At 43.1% G+C, this 18,464-nt stretch carries 15 protein-coding genes, 1 tRNA gene and 1 pseudogene; 12 read left to right on the forward strand and 5 right to left on the reverse strand.

The features are described from left to right. The first annotated feature begins 8 nt into the window (after positions 1 to 8). A tRNA-Glu gene (locus tag L8106_RS12935) sits at positions 9 to 81 on the forward strand. Between the two features lie 145 nt (positions 82 to 226). After that, entirely contained in the window at positions 227 to 985 is a 759-nt protein-coding gene (locus L8106_RS12940; RefSeq protein WP_009784763.1) for a sterol desaturase family protein, read from the forward strand. A 9-nt stretch (positions 986 to 994) separates the two neighbouring features. Here L8106_RS12940 and L8106_RS12945 read toward each other — a convergent pair whose 3' ends face one another. Beyond that, positions 995 to 2,044: an AEC family transporter gene (locus L8106_RS12945; protein WP_009784764.1), complete on the reverse strand. Its 1,050-nt coding sequence runs from the start codon at positions 2,042 to 2,044 to the stop codon at positions 995 to 997. A gap of 502 nt (positions 2,045 to 2,546) precedes the next feature. On the opposite strand from L8106_RS12945, the gene L8106_RS12950 reads away from it, so the two are divergent. The 4 genes from L8106_RS12950 (at position 2,547) to L8106_RS12965 (ending at position 5,289) form a co-directional block, all read left to right on the forward strand. After that, on the forward strand, positions 2,547 to 3,425 hold the full coding sequence (locus L8106_RS12950) for a D-alanyl-D-alanine carboxypeptidase family protein (RefSeq protein ID WP_009784765.1): 879 nt from the start codon (positions 2,547 to 2,549) through the stop codon (positions 3,423 to 3,425). A gap of 6 nt (positions 3,426 to 3,431) precedes the next feature. After that, the gene (locus L8106_RS12955; RefSeq protein WP_009784766.1) at positions 3,432 to 4,121 is read left to right on the forward strand and encodes a hypothetical protein; all 690 of its coding nucleotides are present in this window, start codon (positions 3,432 to 3,434) and stop codon (positions 4,119 to 4,121) included. A 217-nt stretch (positions 4,122 to 4,338) separates the two neighbouring features. Next, positions 4,339 to 4,701, forward strand: a complete 363-nt coding sequence (locus tag L8106_RS12960) for a PadR family transcriptional regulator (protein WP_039896247.1) — start codon at positions 4,339 to 4,341, stop codon at positions 4,699 to 4,701. A 45-nt stretch (positions 4,702 to 4,746) separates the two neighbouring features. Next, entirely contained in the window at positions 4,747 to 5,289 is a 543-nt protein-coding gene (locus L8106_RS12965) for a cofactor assembly of complex C subunit B (protein WP_009784768.1), read from the forward strand. Between the two features lie 245 nt (positions 5,290 to 5,534). Here the strand turns inward: L8106_RS12965 and L8106_RS12970 are convergent, their stop codons facing one another. Next, entirely contained in the window at positions 5,535 to 5,864 is a 330-nt protein-coding gene (locus tag L8106_RS12970; protein WP_009784769.1) for a DUF3155 domain-containing protein, read from the reverse strand. A 498-nt stretch (positions 5,865 to 6,362) separates the two neighbouring features. On the opposite strand from L8106_RS12970, the gene L8106_RS12975 reads away from it, so the two are divergent. The 4 genes from L8106_RS12975 (at position 6,363) to L8106_RS12990 (ending at position 11,049) form a co-directional block, all read left to right on the forward strand. Continuing rightward, complete coding sequence (locus L8106_RS12975) at positions 6,363 to 7,775, forward strand: ATP-binding protein (RefSeq protein ID WP_009784770.1); 1,413 nt, start codon at positions 6,363 to 6,365, stop codon at positions 7,773 to 7,775. Between the two features lie 114 nt (positions 7,776 to 7,889). After that, a complete protein-coding gene (locus L8106_RS12980) occupies positions 7,890 to 8,504 on the forward strand; it encodes an SLATT domain-containing protein (RefSeq protein ID WP_009784771.1) in 615 nt (204 codons plus the stop codon). Positions 8,505 to 8,567: 63 nt separating this feature from the next. Further along, a complete protein-coding gene (locus tag L8106_RS12985; protein ID WP_009784772.1) occupies positions 8,568 to 9,218 on the forward strand; it encodes a hypothetical protein in 651 nt (216 codons plus the stop codon). A gap of 517 nt (positions 9,219 to 9,735) precedes the next feature. After that, positions 9,736 to 11,049: a four-carbon acid sugar kinase family protein gene (locus tag L8106_RS12990; protein WP_009784773.1), complete on the forward strand. Its 1,314-nt coding sequence runs from the start codon at positions 9,736 to 9,738 to the stop codon at positions 11,047 to 11,049. 200 nt (positions 11,050 to 11,249) lie between these two features. Here L8106_RS12990 and L8106_RS12995 read toward each other — a convergent pair whose 3' ends face one another. The 3 genes from L8106_RS12995 to L8106_RS33630 form a co-directional block, all read right to left on the reverse strand. Beyond that, entirely contained in the window at positions 11,250 to 12,641 is a 1,392-nt protein-coding gene (locus L8106_RS12995; protein WP_009784774.1) for a WD40 repeat domain-containing protein, read from the reverse strand. A gap of 103 nt (positions 12,642 to 12,744) precedes the next feature. Then, positions 12,745 to 13,287: a ferric reductase-like transmembrane domain-containing protein gene (locus L8106_RS13000; RefSeq protein WP_009784775.1), complete on the reverse strand. Its 543-nt coding sequence runs from the start codon at positions 13,285 to 13,287 to the stop codon at positions 12,745 to 12,747. Between the two features lie 403 nt (positions 13,288 to 13,690). After that, positions 13,691 to 15,817 (reverse strand): DUF6851 domain-containing protein, encoded by a 2,127-nt coding sequence (locus L8106_RS33630; RefSeq protein ID WP_039896224.1) that lies wholly within the window; start codon positions 15,815 to 15,817, stop codon positions 13,691 to 13,693. Positions 15,818 to 16,380: 563 nt separating this feature from the next. Between L8106_RS33630 and minC the strand changes: the two genes are divergently transcribed. Further along, a complete protein-coding gene (gene minC, locus L8106_RS13010; protein ID WP_009784777.1) occupies positions 16,381 to 17,229 on the forward strand; it encodes a septum site-determining protein MinC in 849 nt (282 codons plus the stop codon). A 239-nt stretch (positions 17,230 to 17,468) separates the two neighbouring features. Then, positions 17,469 to 18,284 (forward strand): annotated as a pseudogene (minD, locus tag L8106_RS13015) (septum site-determining protein MinD); the annotation flags it as partial. Between the last annotated feature and the right edge of the window lie 180 nt (positions 18,285 to 18,464).

Genomic DNA, 18,464 nt, shown 5'->3' on the forward strand with positions numbered 1-18,464 from the left:
CACAACTTGCCCCCATCGTCTAGAGGCCTAGGACACCTCCCTTTCACGGAGGCGACAGGGATTCGAATTCCCTTGGGGGTATTAAACAAAATCTAAACTTAAAAATTTAGAATCAAAGCAAACTTGAAGCTTGGGGTTAGAACGCCTCAAGCTTTAGTTTTTATTTGTTCGATAGTAATCCATAGTAATGATATGCTCAATAGCAATAAATTGACAGGATAGAGATATGCGAAAACTTTTTGATTTCTGGTTTGAGATCGAATTTTATCTAAAGATTGCGATTAGTTGTGCAATTTTTCAGCAATTTTTTTACTGGGTATTACACGACATTGAACTCAACTTTATTACTCAGGTTGTATTGTACTGGGTTGTCGGTTCTGTCTCATTTTATGGCATTGGTATTTTCATCGAAAAGGTTATTAAAAAGAGTGACCAATTGAGAGAAAAACTAAACGTCAGAGCCAAGAAAGTAAAAGAACAACCATTTCCAGCATTTACTATCAAAGGCATTGTTTTAGGAGAAATTAAGAGTTTCATTACAGCACTAATTATTCTCTACCTAGCACCAGAGATATATCGAGGCAATAGCTTGATCCTAAATATTGCATGGTTCTTGATGCGAATCGCTGCTGCTGATTTCTGTTTTTATGTCACCCATTGGTTATTCCATAGAAGATTCTTGCTAAAAATACATCTTAAACATCATGAGTTTATCGATACTTCAAGTTTTGTTGCTGGCTATAAAAGTTTGATTGAATATATTCTTGTCACCATTACAGATGTTTTACCTGTCTTTATATTTGGATATGATATCACCCAAATCTTGGCTTGGACTCTTATAGGAAATGCTTACAACCTAGAAGGTCATAGTTCGTTGTCAATATTTTTTATTTCATCAGACTTTCACGATCTTCATCACACTCATTTCAAAGGAAACTACGGCATTAGGGGATTTTGGGACAGGGTATTTAACACAATTAAATAGCCGGTTTTACTAGCCAAATATCAGCAACCAAAGCGGTAGCATCACTAATAAAGCCACATAACCCATCGCGAGAGTCGTCACCGTTAACTCCCGATCTAGATTAAACGCTTCAGCTAACACCAACGTTGCAAAAGCAGGAGGAGTTGCCATTAATAATACCATAACTAAGAGCGGAGAACCCCCAACTCCCAGAATAGAGAGAATAGTCCCGATAACCAACGGAACAATCAACATCTTAATAGTGAGACTAACAGAAGCTTGTCTAAAATAACGCCAAGAGGAAAGCTGACTCAACCGCATTCCCATCAAAATTAACGATAAAGCAATTATTCCCCAAGCCATTAGTTTTAAAATTTGTTCGACTGTATCGGGAAGAATCACATCACGAGATAACAAGCTAAACCCCAAACTCCACAACGCCGGATTTTTAAACATTACTGTCATCAAAGCGAGAAGATTTTGAGTCTCTAAACCAAACCTCGCCGCTAATAAAACGCCCAACCCATAAGCCCCAATCGCAGAACCCAAACCATCATAAAATACCGCCCAACCAAAGTATTGCGGCCCAACCAATGATAAGATAATCGGAAAACCAATATAACCTGTATTTCCTACCATTGAACTTAAGATAAAACTCCCTTGTGTAGCGCGACTCCAAGATTCATTGAGATGAGAATTAGCCTGTTTTCGACTAATCCAAACCCAAGCCAAACTTCCACCCAATAAAATAGCTATCCACGCCACCACAGGGGCTAACCAGATTTCTCCCGATAAATCAGCTTGACGTAAAAAAACAAAAATTCCAATCGGAACTCCAACCCAAAATAAAAACTTTCCAATCCAAACCGGAACAAAGGCAGGTAAAAAACGTCGAAGAATCCATCCCAATAGGACTCCGCCAATTAACCATTGATAGAGTTGTAGAAGTTGAGTCATTAGAGTAGAGATGAGAATGGCTTGATCTTGAATGTCATCATAGTCTAGTTCAACGAATTGAGTAAATATAGCAATCTGATCTGGGTTGTGTAGAATATCTGCTTGTAAAAGACACTCATACAAGAGGCAAAAGGTGAAATAATTTTAGATTTTTTATCTGTTTTTAGCTTGTTCAAAAATCCTTTAGGATTGCTATAGAACAGCCTTTTAGAATATTCCCAAAGTTAATCAAAAATATTGTTTGAGGATAAAATTTTTATTGAGATTTTAGTCATAAAAAGAGATAATATTGATATTTTTTTATTGATTTATCCTTGACGATAGAACTTTAAATTGACTCGTCTTAAATTTTCAGAAATTAGAAATTAGCCAAAATTCAGAATTGGTCGGAAGAACAACACATCTCTGTGTAAACTCAAAAGGTAAAAATTCTATCCACTTGAGATTTAGACCCTAAAAAACAGTTTTAGAGTTACACTGATCGGGTGCGATCGCCGTGTCACGAGTCAAACCTCACAAGTTCAATCAGATGTTAAGCAGGAATCGTTAACTTAATGCTGATAATCTTCAACTCACGGTCTAAAATCGATAAGTGGTGCTTTGACGAAAAGCAGGAGTGAAGCAGTTGAATAACGCAAGTCTGCCCGAAAATACACAACCCATCTCAGAAATGGTTGCAGAGGATATCCCGGAGGCCATTCGAGATCCTCACGAGACTGAACCCGCAACGGCTAGCCAGTCGCTGCGAAAGAAACTATTTTGGAAGCTACTCGGACTGGGTATAGCCGCCTTTGGTCTAACCCTTGTCCTCAACTATCAATTTGGAATTCTGCTTCGACAGACACCCACTCCCACAGCCCTAGACAACCCAACTGTTATTTCTATAGAACCTTCATCTTCTGTGAGTAATTCTCCAGGCGAAGATCAAGCCCTAATCCTAGAAGACCCCTCAGAAGACTTACTCGGCCATCTTCCCTACGAAGAAGCCTCCCTAGACCAACTGAAAAGTATTACCGGAGATGGTAGCATTAGATTACGTCCAGCCGCCGCTCAAGCTTATTTAACCATGGTAGACGCCGCCCGCCGACAAAATATACGTCTAGTGGCAATATCTGGATTTCGCAATATTCAAGATCAAGAATATTTATTTTTTGAAGTGAAAGCCCAACGGGGACAAAATGCCAGCACCCGCGCCGAAGTCAGCGCCCCTCCAGGCTACAGTGAACATCATACAGGTTACGCTATTGATATTGGGGATGGGAACTATCCAGATACTCATCTGGAAGTCACCTTTGAGGAGACAAAAGCCTTCCAGTGGCTGTCTGAGAATGCCGCTTTTTACAGTTTTGAGTTATCCTTTCCTCAAGACAATCCTCAAGGGGTGAGTTATGAACCCTGGCATTGGCGTTATGTTGGCGATCGCCATAGTCTAGAAACCTTTTATAAGGCTCAGTCTAAGCTGGAAAATTCTCCCGACACCCCCAAAGCCGAGATCGAACCCTAATCTGTTATGAATCAAACCGGACTCAATCTGATTGCGATCACCATTTTTACCCTAACAATGTCCGCCCTAGTCGGGCCATTCGTTAATTTATCTCCTCTGATTCCCGCAGGTTTGGCTTTTTCGCTATTAGTTCTAGGGACAATTGACACTTTTGCCCTCCAGGGCCAAGGGTCAATGATTTTAATTGAGGGTATAGAAGGTATTTCGCCTGAAAAACGAGATCGTATTCTCCGTCACGAAGCGGGTCATTTTCTCGTCGCCTATTTAATGAATATTCCCATTAGTGGTTACGCCCTCAATACTCTCGAAGCCTTTAAGCAAGGACAGACGGGACAAGGCGGAGTCAGGTTTAATGATCAAGAGTTATGGATTCAACTGCAAACAGGCCAGCTTTCAGCCCAACGGATTGACCAATACTGTACAGTTTGGATGGCGGGGGTAGCCGCAGAAATCTTGGCTTATGAGAATGCCCAAGGAGGCCAAGAAGACCGAGGAAAAATTCGGGCGGTGTGGACTCAATTAAAACGTCCTCTTTCGGAAGCGAATCTTAAAGAACGGTTGGCAACTCTACAGGCCCAAACGTTAATTGAACAAAACCAATCTGCCTACGCAGCGTTAGTCGAAGCCATGAAACAACGCATTTCCGTGGAAGAATGTTATCAGATTCTTGAGAAAAGCTTAAAAATCAGGGCTTGAAGAAGGCTCAACTGCCTATTTTTTCGTGGATTTTGACCTCAATTTCTCCTTTTCTGAGGAATTACGGCGAATTATTCTTCAAATAGTGACAGTCTTAACCAAATACTTTTGGGTAGGCACGATAGATTATTTAGCAAGCAGTCAGTGGAAAACCCTTACCTCCATTGGTCTGGGAAGGGATATTAAACGGGAGAATCCAATGACTATGACTATGACTATGACTTTCGATGACATTTATCGCTATTTTCAAAGCCCTCCACCTGTTTATCTTAATAAAGAGTTGGCAGTGTGCTACATCTTATCTGTTGTTTTCAACGGAGATTCCTATGGTACTGAGTTGATTGACCGACTTGAAGAGGAATACTCCATTTACAGACTTTCAGATACTGTGCTTTATAGTGCCTTGAAATTTCTCGAAGCACAAGGTAGCATTACAGGCTACTGGAAGAAGGTAGAGGGGCGGGGGCGTCCTCGCAGAATGTACCAGCTTACTCCCGAATTTCGGCGCAAAGCTCTTGAGCTATCTCACCTTTGGTACGAATATGCTCAAGAGTATGCGGTCGAACGCCAACTTGTGTAAAGTATTCTAAGGAAAACTTCACTCAAGCTGTCTGCACCGTAACCCATGACTGTTCCCGTTCTACCTTCTACCTTTGTGCTAACAGCACTTCTAGCCGTCGGTTTGTTTTTCTTCATCAAGGCTTCTGTAAAAGATCGCATTCAACAAGAAAAACTGATTGCTCAACAAGAGGCTGAGTCCTTGTTGACTCAGCTTCAAGCTTACTTTAGTTCTCGCGCTTATCGAGTGGCACAAACAAACCCAGCGGAAAATCAAATCACCTACGAGGGGCTTGTTCGTCCAAGTTTGTTTCTGGCTATATTTTTAACCCTGCTGACTGCCGTGGGATTATTGTGTTTAGCCCTAGTTCTATCAATGCTCGTTCAAGATAACAGTGAATGGTTTCTGGGGCTAGTCATTCTTTCTCCCTTAACGGGATTATTTTATTGGCAACGATCTAGACGCATAGAGCAGGTGTCACTGAAGCTCGAAGCTGCCGTTGACTCCGTTTCTCAACCCCAGAGTATTATTACGGTGAGAGGACATCGAGATGAACTCGCCACCCTGAAACAGTCTCTTGGGTTGAAATCATGGGACTCAACGCATTAACTCAAGTGAGGCTCTGAGTCAGATCAGACTCATGATCCTGGAGGAAACAGAAGTTCTCACTCCTCAAAAATTCGGCTAAACGTGTAATGGGTTCGGTAGAGAGTTATAATTAAATCTCTCTGATCGAGTTAACCCTACTCCGATCTGAGCCGACTTCGGCCATTTCAGCATCAACTCTAGGAAAGTTGTTGCAATATGACGCTCAAACTTAGACAAAAAAACGATGTTGCCCACAACACCAAAGTCTAAGCCCGAGCGGGTGTCGCAGTTGCTCTCGCGGGTGTCGCAGTTGCTCTCTCTGCAATCTGTTTTAAACTGGGGAATAGAAAATGGTTTTCTTCGACATACTGAGCGCCGAATAAACCCTTTTCTGCCCAGAAGTACCGATCTGTGGTATGCTCGTTTCGCTTCACCAGAAGCAGAGCCGGGGGAATGATTCCCTCAGCATGAATGAATCGGCGAGCAGCTGTTACCGGCTTCTCTTCTCCGCTAGAAATGCTGTATTGAGGTACACATTCTAGAATTCGACGGCCTTCTTGTCTGCGACGGCTCTTGCGCTTACGTCTTCTAGCCAATTTAACTTACCTCCTGTTTTTTGCAGACGTGTTGTAAATCTAGCTACCAAATCCGGTTGAAGTATATCGATTCTGGCTCAAAATTTCAATATCTTTTAACAGATCGATACAAAAAACCCTTGCAATAAAGCAAAAGCGGTGCTATTACAACTCATCATAACCCATCCCTAGGGTAGATAGAAAGCGCTTAGGGCCAACTTTTCTGGAAAAAATTATTCTCGACGGATGTCCAACAGTCATTAATCACCAGTTATCAGGTGTTTCAGTTCATAGTGAACAATTAGAAATTTCAGGATTAAAGGATAGGGAAGGGCTGGGGGAACCCGACTCCTGACCCGAGAATCAGTCGCTCATCTGGTAAAAATGCTCTAAAATGCTAGATAAGCTTGCAAAATAGACTTAATTTGCGAGAGAAATTATTGACTGTACGCTCTTGACTGACTCCATAGCCATCAAGCGAGGGTTGCTCATCCCCAAATTCAATGCTCCTGTTTCCTCATGCCCAGTAGTTCCGAGTTCGTTACACTTTGCCAAGCTCAAGTCTCCCTTGTTGCTAGTTTGGGAGCGTCCTTGAGTATTGTCTACTTGGCGGAAGACTGGGTAGAAGGTGGCAGTCGAAAATTAATTCCCGTAGCGGCTTATCCAGAAACAAGTATAGATTGGCAAGAAAGTCAAGCCTTAATGCCTTCAGATTTGGACACCGAAGACAGTTTGAACCCTCGTCCGCTTCTGCTGTCAGGAACCTCCTCAAACCAATCCGAGCCGATTCCTGTCGTTGAAGTCGAATCCGAACAAAACTTTGATGTCCCTTCTTCTCAACCCCTCCCCGAAGAACAACCCGTAGAACAGCGTCAATTTGTGCTACCCCTGATGCGTGATGGTGTCGTTCTGGGGTTTTTAGTCACGAGCCGAGAAGATCGACCTTGGACACCTCAAGAACAGCATCAAATTCAAGCGATCGCGCACACCCTGACGACAGCTTGCATTCTAGATCGACGTTTTCAGTGGTTTCAGCAACAATTTACACAGCAGCAACAATTACAAGCCCAACAACACGACACCCTACACAGTCTCATGCACCAGTTAAAAAGTCCCTTAACAGCGGTGCGAACCTTTGGAAAATTGTTACTCAAGCGGCTGTTACCCGAAGATAAAAACCATAGAATCGCAGACGGTATTTTGCGAGAAAGCAATCGCCTCGAAGAACTCCTTCAACAAGTCGATCAAACCCTCACCCTCAACGACGAACTGATCCGTCTCCCGACGAGCTTTGATCCGAGTATCATCCCAAGTTCAGAAACACTCACGCCTCCTGAGAGCTATCTCACCCAGGAAAACTCCCCCTCTCCTCGGACAACAACCCAAGTCTTGCTTCCGGCTTCACAACCTTTAGAAGCAACATCCGTCAAAGCAGTGCTTGAACCCTTAATTGTTTCTGCACAAGCGATCGCCGAAGAACGTGATCTTCACTGTATTGCAGAGATTCCCCCTCAATTACCCCTCGTACAAGCCCATTCTAAAGCCTTGCGGGAAGTTTTAAGTAATCTGATTGATAATGCTCTGAAATACACCCCAGCAGTCGGTTGTATTTATATTCGGGTTCATCAACCCCCCCACCCCAATCAACCCTCAAATCAACTCGCGATCGCCATCAGTGATACTGGGCCTGGTATTCCCCAAGAAGATTTAGAACATTTATTTCAACGGGGATATCGAGGGATTCAAGCCACGGGTCATATTCCCGGAACCGGACTAGGATTGGCGATCGCTCAAGACTTAATGGAAGAAATGCAGGGAAAAATTCAAGTCTTTTCTCCCGTCAACTTAGACTGGATCCCCCCCAACCTCTCACTGTTTTCTCGTCTAGCTCAAGGAACAACCTTTATTGTTTGGTTAAAACTCTGGGGTTAATCAACCCCTTTTGAGGTTTCACCTGATATCGTATAATGCAAGTCGCGGAGTTAGAAAAACAACTCCCAGGCATTTACCAAACCTTACCCCAATTTACCCCAGAATGTAGGATCAATGACGAATACAAACGACCCTGATCTCACCAATCAGGATAATCCCAACGTTAATGTTCCCCCTCCAGTCAGCGCCCCTCCTCATGCTGATTCTTCAGTCCAACGAGAAGATATCATGGCACGCGCAGAAGATCGCCGCAATGTGTGTCGAATTTTGAGTCGAGCGCACGTTTTAGTGTCAATTCGTTGGTCAAATACTCATCTGTATATTGGGATTCCTAGCACCGTTTTTGCAGCTTTAGCCGGGGTACAAGCCATCTCAGAACTCGGTCAAACCGATAGTAACTCCGGAAAAATAATTCAAATCATTCTTTCGGTTTTAGTCGCCGGATTAGCCCCCTTACTCACCTTTTTAAATCCGAACGAAAGAGCCAATAATAATCAAACTGCCTCCAGAATTTATGAACAAATCGGCGATCGTTATGATGCCTTTTTACTGCGATGTCTTGTCGAAAGACGCGGTTTAACAGAAGAACTAGATGAATTAGTTCAGTTGAATCTATCTTATTCCGAAGAAAAAAAACCCCTTCCCCTCACCCCTGAATGGGCATTTCAACAAGCGAAACGAGGTCAAATGAACGCTCCTTTTGCGAAAGACCATAAAAGCACAGGTTAATAACAGTCACATTTTGCTAAAATCAAACTCGGTTTATACTGGTATCCTTGTCGATTATCCTCCATGCGATCTGAACTTCAAGGCTTAGAAATCACCAAAGGTGAATTCAAACACCTCAGTGGCTTAGGAATGAATCAGGTTTATCGACCTGCAACCTGGCAGAAATTCGCAAAGGAAGGATTTAAAACCTTAATCATATCGATCTTAATTTTAATCAGTTACGGAATCCTAGCGGCAGTTTTTGAACAACATCATCCGTTACTCATTCTTACCCATGTGATCATTGGCGTAGGCGTTCTTCTCGATGATTTATACAAAATTTTTATCAGTGTCAGAAATCCCGACTTACTGCATATCTTTGATCAAATAGATCGCTATAATGCCATTGTTCAGAGCTTAATCTTACACGAAGACTTAGAAAAAGCGGGAAATTTAGACGTTAAAATCTATCAGCGAGAACAAGTCCTAGCCGCACTCAACTTTCTTCGCGCCGATCTGGTTCGAGCCTTGAAAACAGAAAAAATCATTCGCAGAAATAAACAGTTTATTGCAAACAATCAAGACCTCATAGAAACCGATTTAAGTACCATAATCACAGCTTTCAACTTCGACGAAACCACCGAACCGGGGCGATTACTCAACGAGTCACTCCAACTCGCCACAGAAGTCCATCAAAAACTTAAGCAGTTGCAACAGAAACACTCCACCCGTTAAATGCTAGGCTGTTGTATTATCTTAATTGAGCGAGAAGACCCGCGCCGTAAGTAACAGGTTGGCGACGGGACGGTGCGTATAAACTGCGCGGGAAGCCCACGCAGACAGCCCAAAGATGAATCGCGACCAAAAATGATATAGTAGAGATGGTTTTTGACCCACCGACCGTCTCGGAACATACAGGCTATACACAACAGAAGCAGGTTTTTAACCTCGCCGAAGAAAGAGCGGAGATCGGGAAGAAAGCTAGATCACTGGTCTAAAAAAATTAAGCCCAAATCTGCTTTCCTGTTTGAATTTTAGAACCCTCGGGAGGAGGGGGATAGCCTGGGTAGTAGAAAGATCTACTACGGGAGTCAGTGCGATACGCAAGTATGAGCACGCACCTCCGGAGACGATGTAAGACCAAAGCTGGAAACTTTTCTGGTAGAGGCAGTTGTCAATCAAACAGGAAGCCCACGCCATAAGCGTGCATTGTTGGTGATGGGTACTTCACGCACTCGACAAATCACAGCCGATGCAACCTAAAATTATTGTACTTGATGACGATCCGACAGGTTCTCAAACTGTTCACAGTTGCTTGTTATTGACGCAATGGGATATCGATACCTTGCGACTCGGACTGCAAGATCAGTCGCCAATTTTCTTTATCCTCACCAATACAAGAGCGTTAACCCCAGAACAAGCCGCCTGCGTCACTCGGGAAGTCACTCAAAACCTCAAACAAGCGATCGCCGCAGAGTCTATCGAAGATTTTCTGGTTGTCAGCCGTTCCGACTCCACCTTACGGGGTCATTATCCAGTCGAAACCGACGTGATCGCCGAAGAACTCGGGGGTTTTGACGCTCATTTTCTGGTTCCCGCCTTTTTTGAAGGGGGACGCATCACCCGCAATAGCGTTCATTACTTGATGGTTAACGGAGTTCCTACCCCTGTCCATGAAACTGAATTCGCCCAAGATTCTGTATTTGGCTACAGTTACAGTTATTTACCAGATTATGTAGCGGAAAAAACCCAGGGTAAAATTCCCGCGACTGCGGTTGAACGCTTTGTCTTGGATGATATTCGGATCGGGACTCAACATCGTCTGATGCAGCTTTCTGGGAACCAATGCGTTGTCGTTGATGGGGAAAACCAAGCGGACTTAGATCGGTTTGCATCTGATGTTTTAGCCACTGCTAAAAAAGGAAAACGTTTTCTGTTTCGTAGTGCGGCGAGTATTCTCACCTCTCTCGCTTCCCTCGGGCCTCAACCTGTTCCACCGGACGAGATGGCAAAATATAGCCGTGAGGGAAAACCGGGTGTTGTCTTGATGGGTTCTCATGTCAAAAAGTCAACCCAACAACTCGAACGCCTCCTCCAAGAATCATCAGTTGTCGGAATAGAAGTGGATGTTTCGCATTTACTCGAAGACAGCGCCGTTCAACGTCAGGATCTATTAACTCAAATTCTCCAACACATTCAGCAAGTTCACAGCGAAGGGAAAACACCTGTTATTTATACCAGTCGTGAAGAACTGACTTTTAACAGCGTTGAAAATCGCCTTAAATTTGGGGCTGCGGTTTCCGATTTATTAATGGATATTGTGCGAGGTTTACCCGCAGATATTGGATTTTTAATTAGCAAAGGTGGAATTACCTCAAATGACGTTTTAAGTAAAGGTTTAGCCTTGAAAACCGCTCGGTTATTGGGTCAAGTTATTGATGGATGTTCAATGGTTAAAACCTCCGATCATCATCCTCAATTTCCAAATTTACCTGTTGTTTTGTTTCCGGGGAATGTAGGGGATACTGATGGTTTAGTCACAGTTCATCATCGACTTAGCCAATAGAGTTGATCATTGAGTATTCATCTGATTAAATCAACAGGAAATACAAATCTGAGGATAGAGGAGATCAGGAAATTAACACCCAATCTGAGTTAAAACCTGAACTCCAAACTCAATATTAACCGCTGACTAGATTCATTAATTGGGCTTTTTGCGGCGAATAAAAATGCTTTGACCTGATGGGAAAGAAGATTTAAGGAAGATTAATCCCATCCCTGAATCGGAGCAACTTCTAAGACCCCAGAAGGCATCATAAGCACTTCAAATTCAATCAAATCCTGCGTTAAAATCTCCCCCTGACGTAATTCCTCTAAAGGCGTTTCTGCAACCCAATCAGAAGCAGCAGCGTTCATCGGTTGATAAGAGGCAATTTTTCCATCCGTAGTCATTTGAACCCGATAAACCAAAGTGTCGTTAAATCGAACAGACTGCCAATTTTGATCAATGGAGTTGTACAATATTTGGTTTAACTCTACTAACGTCTGGGGAGATAGAATTTTAGATGCAGCGAGTTGGGGTTTTGAATTCACCTCAGCCGATATTAGTGTATTGTTTGTTGGTGAACGTTCCGATGAAGAAATCTCCCACAACTTCACCGTTTCGTCACTACTTCCACTCGCTAAAATCTGACTATCTGGACTAAATGCTACCGACCAAATCGGTTTTTTATGACCTTCCCATTGACTCATTTGTTGACCTGTCTTTGGGTTCCACAGTCGAATAATTTTATCATAACCCCCACTGGCTAAAGTTTGACTATCTGGACTAAAAGCCAAGGACAAAACCGCTCTAGAATGTCCCTTAAGAGTCTGTTGTAATTGGAGGTTATTCAGATCCCATAATTTAATCGTTTTGTCGGTACTTGCAGTAGCTAAAGTTTGACCATCAGGACTCAATGCAACAGACCAAACTGCTTGAGAATGTGCTGTTATAGTTTGTAGCCGTTTTCCATCTGTTAATGACCAAATTTCAACCGACCCATTTTCACTCCCACTCACTAACGTTTGAGTATCAGAATTAAAGACAATTGAACGAACCCAGTCAGAAGTTTTTAGGGTTAAATGTTTTTTTCCAGTTGACAAATTCCAGAGTTTAATTGTTTTGTCAACACTCCCACTAGCCAACCATTTTCCATCATAACTAATCGCTAAGGTTTTAACATCTTCTATATGACCTTTGAGAGTACGAATTAGTTCACCTGTTTCTAGATTCCAAAGTCTGATGCGGTTATCCCAACCTCCGCTGACAAGAACCTTGCTATCCGGACTCACAACTAATGTTTCAATCGCATCCGTATGACCCGAAAGGCTATGAAGAAGTTGACCTGTTTCTAGATTCCAAATTTTAATTTTACCGTCATAACTTGCACTGGCTAAGTATTGATTATTAGGAGAAATAGCCAGTGCATAAACCCAAGTCGAATGTCCGAGGAGTGTTTTAGAAGCGGGTAAGCGCAAGGGTTCTTGAGTCTTGGGTTCACTAAAAACGGAAGGTTGAAACTGTGGCTTCGGCCAACTTAAACCCAGTACAATCGTAATCGTGGAAAGGGTTAGTATTGTCGGATATTTCCAGTGGTAACGTTGTGACTGTATCATGGGTTTATTCTCTGTGTTAAATGTGAGGTCAATGGGTGAGAAAATAATAAGCTCAGAGGGTATAGTCAGGATATTCAGTCAAGTTTTAGCGTGAAAATTAACATTAGTAATTGCGAGCAACAGGCTTTTTAGTTGTGTTTTTTCCTTGATTTTCCATCCACATCCGCACCAAGAATAACACCGTTGTTCCCGTCATTAAAATCATCGCAATCGGAGTGAGATAAGTCCAATGTCCAGACATTTTATCCCAAACGTGCCAAGTCAGTAGAAAGATGGCAACATAGGTGAGTTGATGGATTTTCTTCCAATTTTTCTTGAGCTTTTTCACACTCCAGTCATTAGAAGTAATCGCAAGAATGGCAAAGATTAAGAAAGTAAAGACACCTTGAATATAAATCCAAGAGCTTTTCAAATCGAAAAAGTCAATACTGCGCTGACGAACGAGTAAATATCCATGACCAACAGCAAAACCAAACGAAATAATTCCAATTAAACGGCGCTGTTTGAGGAGAAATTTAGGAATTCCGGTTTGTCGGGTTTGAGGAAAGACAATTCTGAGAATCGTCGGTGAGAGTGTGATGACATAGCTAATCAACGCCAAAATTCCTAAAATATGAGGGAGTGAAGGAGTATCTAAGGTGAACATAATTCTTTCCAGTAAATGACTCAAGAAGAACTTGATACAGTTCGATTTTTCGGGTGATAACAGTCACCTTGGGGAAGGATCAGGACATCAATAAATAACTCTATAATTCAAGCAAAGATGAACAATGCTGAATGCCTTTTCTATTCACGCTTATCTTTTTAAAAATCAGCGTTTACCTAAACTCACAGATCACTTTAATTTTGTCCAAATACCAAGCGGTATAAATGACCAAGTGTTTAGACTTTTTGGGTTGATTCTCTGTCAATCAACTATACAGGGATCAACTGATCAAATGCACCCATCTATCGTTGAGTTTTGAACCTAGACTAAAGATTAGGTAGAAACTGACCTGGAGTTTAGGGATGAATCTGAACTTGGGGCTAAGAGCAAAGAACATTCCTAATTACACAACCGCAACAAAGTCAGTCGGTGTTAAACTTGCAGTGACACCATCGACAATCGCTAAGGTTTCATCTCCGAAAACCACTTCGGTATTGTTACCATTGACATTGAAAGAAAGCTGACTAACCTCTAAACCGTTCACCAAACCAATCAAATCTTTACCGATATTAAAGTCAGCAATCAAATCAGTTCCTTGACCCACACCGACAACAAAAGTATCATTACCTTGACCGCCAGTGACCGTATCATTACCCAAACCGCCCCAGAGTAAATCATCACCGTGATCCCCCCAGAGTTGATCGTCGCCTTCATCGCCATAGAGAGTATCATTTCCGCCCTTACCGCCCAGGCGATCGTTACCAAAGCCGCCAGAAAGGATATCATCACCGCCAACGGAACCGCCCGGAGAACGATGATTGCGATCGCCCCGCAGGATATCATCCCCATCTCCACCAAACAGTTGATCGTCGCCCAAACCCCCTGCTAGAGTATCATTACCCGCACGACCATACAATTTCTCTGAGATTTCAGTACCGACGAGTTCATCTGCATCTCGGCTACCAAACAGAATATTTTGTTCTTGTCCGCCCTCAATGTAAAATTGAGCTTGTTCAAAGACTTCCGTCGCGACATCTTGTCCGAGAGTCCGACCATTCAAGTCCCCATCTTCAAAGTGAATTCCTCCAAACAGGCGAGACAAACCTGCTTCATCAGCAGCTTCCGAAAAAGTATCCCAAGCCAGCGTGACTTCTTGTTGGGGAGTCAGGTTCGGTTCAAAGCGAGATTGACCCGGTTCAAAGGTCACAGAAGCCCCAAAATTATCACTTCCAGTGACTAATTCTAGAATAGTTGCAGCAGAAGCACTGAAGGTACTGTGTCCAGAAACATATTCTGCAAAAGGCGGTGAAACATGGCTTCCGGGAGTTTGATAGGTGGTGAAATCACTCGCTAGGATGGTTTGAGTGCCTTCTCCGGGGCCTGCCCAAGCTTCAACCGCATAACCGCCCAGTTCCTCGTTAAACTCACCAATTAAGCCCAAATCACCCAGTTCTCGCACCAAACGTACCGGACGGGTATACTCATAATGAGTTTTGGCTTCCCAAGTAGCGACCCCCGCATCAAAGACTGCATTTCCCAAACCAAAGAATAACTTCGCATCTTGATCGAGAGAATGATCATTTTGGGCGGAAGTATATTGTCCAAAGGTCATCCAAGTTCCAGGGGGGAAGGATGTACCGCCTCCATCTTCCCAGAATTCCGCAATCAGTTTTTGTTCATCGGTGAGATTAGCACTGGTTTCGACAACTTGTTCAGCTTGGGCGATAAATTCAGGATTGATAATGGTACCAACGATATCGCGGTTAATGTCTACTACAGCACCATCTGCTAAGGTTATAGTTCGCGCTTCGAGATCAACCTCTCCTTCGACCAACAAAAAGGGTTCAGGGGCTTCAGGGCGCAACTGATCACCGGAGTCTAAGCCAAAGGGAGTGACATCACCCCATTGTGGGGTTAAATATTCTTGTAGGGGAGCATCAGGGTTATCAACTGGGATGTGTTCTGGTGTCCAAGATTCGATGTCTACCAGTTGTTCAGGGGTGTTAACAGGTTGATAATCGGTCGTGTTAGCGTAGTCATTGAGTTGGTTAGAACCGTCTTGGTGACGAAATTCTAATAAAGCGTTTGCAGAGACATTACCAATTCCGGCCGCCGTTGTGGTATCAGTGGTAGTATTATTGGGGTCAAAGCCCAAATCTGCCATTAACCCATCAAAAATCTCAACTTGATCTGGAAATAAATCTGTTAACACCCGATAGGCGGAATAGCTCATCGCCTCTATTTTATGAGCATCGGTGTTTTCAGCTTCTGGACGTTGCAGTTGATCACCCAGTTGAGTGGCTACCGCAACTTGGTCGTAAGCAGCCCAAGCATCAAACATGGCGGTGTGTACCATACTGTAAGCACGAGAGCCAACAGTTGGGCCGACTTTGGTTTCAGTCACGGCTTGTTGAGCGGCTTGATCCCACATCACAGAAATAGTCGGTGAAGGGTCGTTGATATTCACCAGTTGGGTATTGGGATCAAGAAGCAGTTCCACAGAGTTGGTTTGACTTTCTGAGGTAGACATTTTAGGATTGAAGGTGAAAAATAAAGTTAATTTGAGAGTCAAAATCAAGTTTGACTCTTGTTTTTTTTGAGAAGTCGAATAGCTGTAAATGAGCGACTCGCTTTCCTAATCTAACCTATCTCTTGGATTGGAGAGCTTATGCAACTTGTTGCCAACTGTTCGGCTCCAAATCAGACGATGCTTCATTTTTGGCGAATTCTGCCTAAACTTCTACATCTCGATAGGCGTTAGTTTGATATAAGGTTGGACTCCATGAATTTATGCAGAAAAATCATACATTTTTTTTAGAGATAACCTAAAATTAGGAGTTTTAACTTATTACTATCATTAAATATGGATCGAGTTTTTGTAGTGGGAAAAAGTGGGTATTTGTTGACAACGAGGGACTGACATTTTCTCACTGATCAAAGGTTTGACAAAAATCCAGTCTCAACCCAATCAAGTCAGATCAGACCTAATCACGCAATCGGGCAACCAATTCCTGTTAAAATAATCAAGCCGAAAATGTCGCTGTTGAGTGATCGGCTCTTGAACGTCTCAGTGCTAGACATTAACGCAGAATCATGCAATCTGATACCTCATCCTCTACGACTGTTACGCCCGAAAATACTGTTCAACCCAAAGACCAAGCGACCCCACCCTCTGTTAATCTTCAGCAGCAAGTGCGGTTTAAAAGTCTCGATGGACGGCTGTTATTAATATTACCCCCAGAAACCCCCAATTTAGAAGATTCCGATCCCCCCACAGGTAGCCAGTGGACAGAACTTTGGCAACAGCTTAAACATCGAATTAACGGGAGTGAACACGCTTGGAAACCTGATACAGAAGTGCATTTGATCGCCGGAAATCGACTGTTAGATGTGCGTCAACTCCAAGAGATTGCCGAAGCTTTAACCATCGCCCAACTGCACCTGAAGCGAGTCCAAACCTCTCGACGCCAAACTGCTGTCGCCGCAGCCACCGTTGGTTATTCTGTTGATCAAGACTCAGAACGCAATAAACTTAATAATACCTCCATAGACAAAGCAGACTCTCAAGCTGATCCTCTCTATTTGCAAACGACTCTGCGTTCGGGAATGGAAGTCAAACATCCGGGGACTGTGATCATTGTCGGAGATGTCAATCCGGGAAGTACAGTCGTTGCAGAAGGAGATATTATCATTTGGGGACGATTGCGCGGTAGCGTTCATGCCGGAGTGAATGGCAATCTCAAGAGTATGATTATGGCGTTGCAGATGGAACCGACTTTAATTCGGATTGCGGATCAGATGGCCAGAGGCCCGGAAAAACCACCTGCTCAATTTTATCCAGAAATTGCTTATATGACCTCTCAAGGTGTTCGGATTAGTAAAGCTTCCGATTACGCTAAAGTGAAGCTTTGGCAAGTTCGAGGTGATCGAGCTAAAGACTAAAATTGTTATTCAACCTCTACCCCACTAGATTATCCTCAAGTTCTCCAGCCAAAAACCAGCACAAACTAGACAAACAGGAGCAAGACAGGAATAAGCTTGCATTTGCAGAGATTCTCAGGCATGATTCACTCAAAACATCTGATTTTTCAAGTGTCTTGAGTAGACAAATGATTACCTAGATTGGCGATTTAACGACTATTCTAATATTCTTAAGTCCCTAACGGCTAACACACAAAACGAGCATGAGTCGCATTATTGTTATTACCTCAGGCAAGGGAGGAGTGGGTAAAACCACCTGTACAGCAAACATTGGCATGGCTCTGGCAAAAAAAGGACGTCAGGTTGCCGTGATTGATGCCGATTTTGGATTGAGAAATCTAGACTTACTGTTAGGTCTAGAAAATCGGATTGTTTATACAGCGTTGGAAGTGCTATCAGGAGAGTGTCGTCTAGAACAGGCATTAGTCAAAGATAAACGACAGCCGAATTTGGTGCTATTACCTGCCGCTCAAAACCGCATGAAAGATGCAGTCACCCCCGAACAGATGAAAGAATTAGTCGGGATGTTAGAAGCAAAATCCTATGACTACGTGGTGATTGACTGTCCAGCAGGAATTGAACAAGGCTTCCAAAATGCGATCGCCCCGGCGAAAGAAGCAGTAATTGTAACCACACCCGAGATTTCAGCAGTACGAGATGCAGATCGGGTGATTGGTTTACTCGAAGCCAATAATATCAAACGAATCCGCCTTCTGATTAACCGCATTCGACCTCAAATGGTACAGTCAAACGACATGATGTCTGTCCAGGATGTCGAAGAAATTCTGGCAATTCCGCTCGTGGGTGTTGTTCCCGATGATGAAGGGGTGATTGTTTCCACGAATAAAGGAGAACCCCTAGTCTTGGCGGAAACCTTGACTCCAGCAGCAAAAGCTTTTGGCAATATTGCGCGGCGTCTCGAAGGCGAAAAAGTGGAATTTATTGATTTTAATCCTCCCGAAGAAGGATTCTTGACTCGATTACGCCGACTATTCTCGTCTAAAATTCTGGGTTAAGGGGCAGTTTTTCGATTTCTCTAAAAATTTTTCTCTTGAAATTGTCGTTGATCACCGCTGATCCAATTCGGTTATAGATTATTAGTTCCCCGTCAACCGACAGACACCCTCTATAACCGTTCGTCAACAGAGGAAAATCAAAAGTCGATAGAAACCAAAGCAAGTCTGAATTTTGAGCTA

Source organism: Lyngbya sp. PCC 8106, from assembly GCF_000169095.1.
GTDB lineage: Bacteria > Cyanobacteriota > Cyanobacteriia > Cyanobacteriales > Microcoleaceae > Capilliphycus.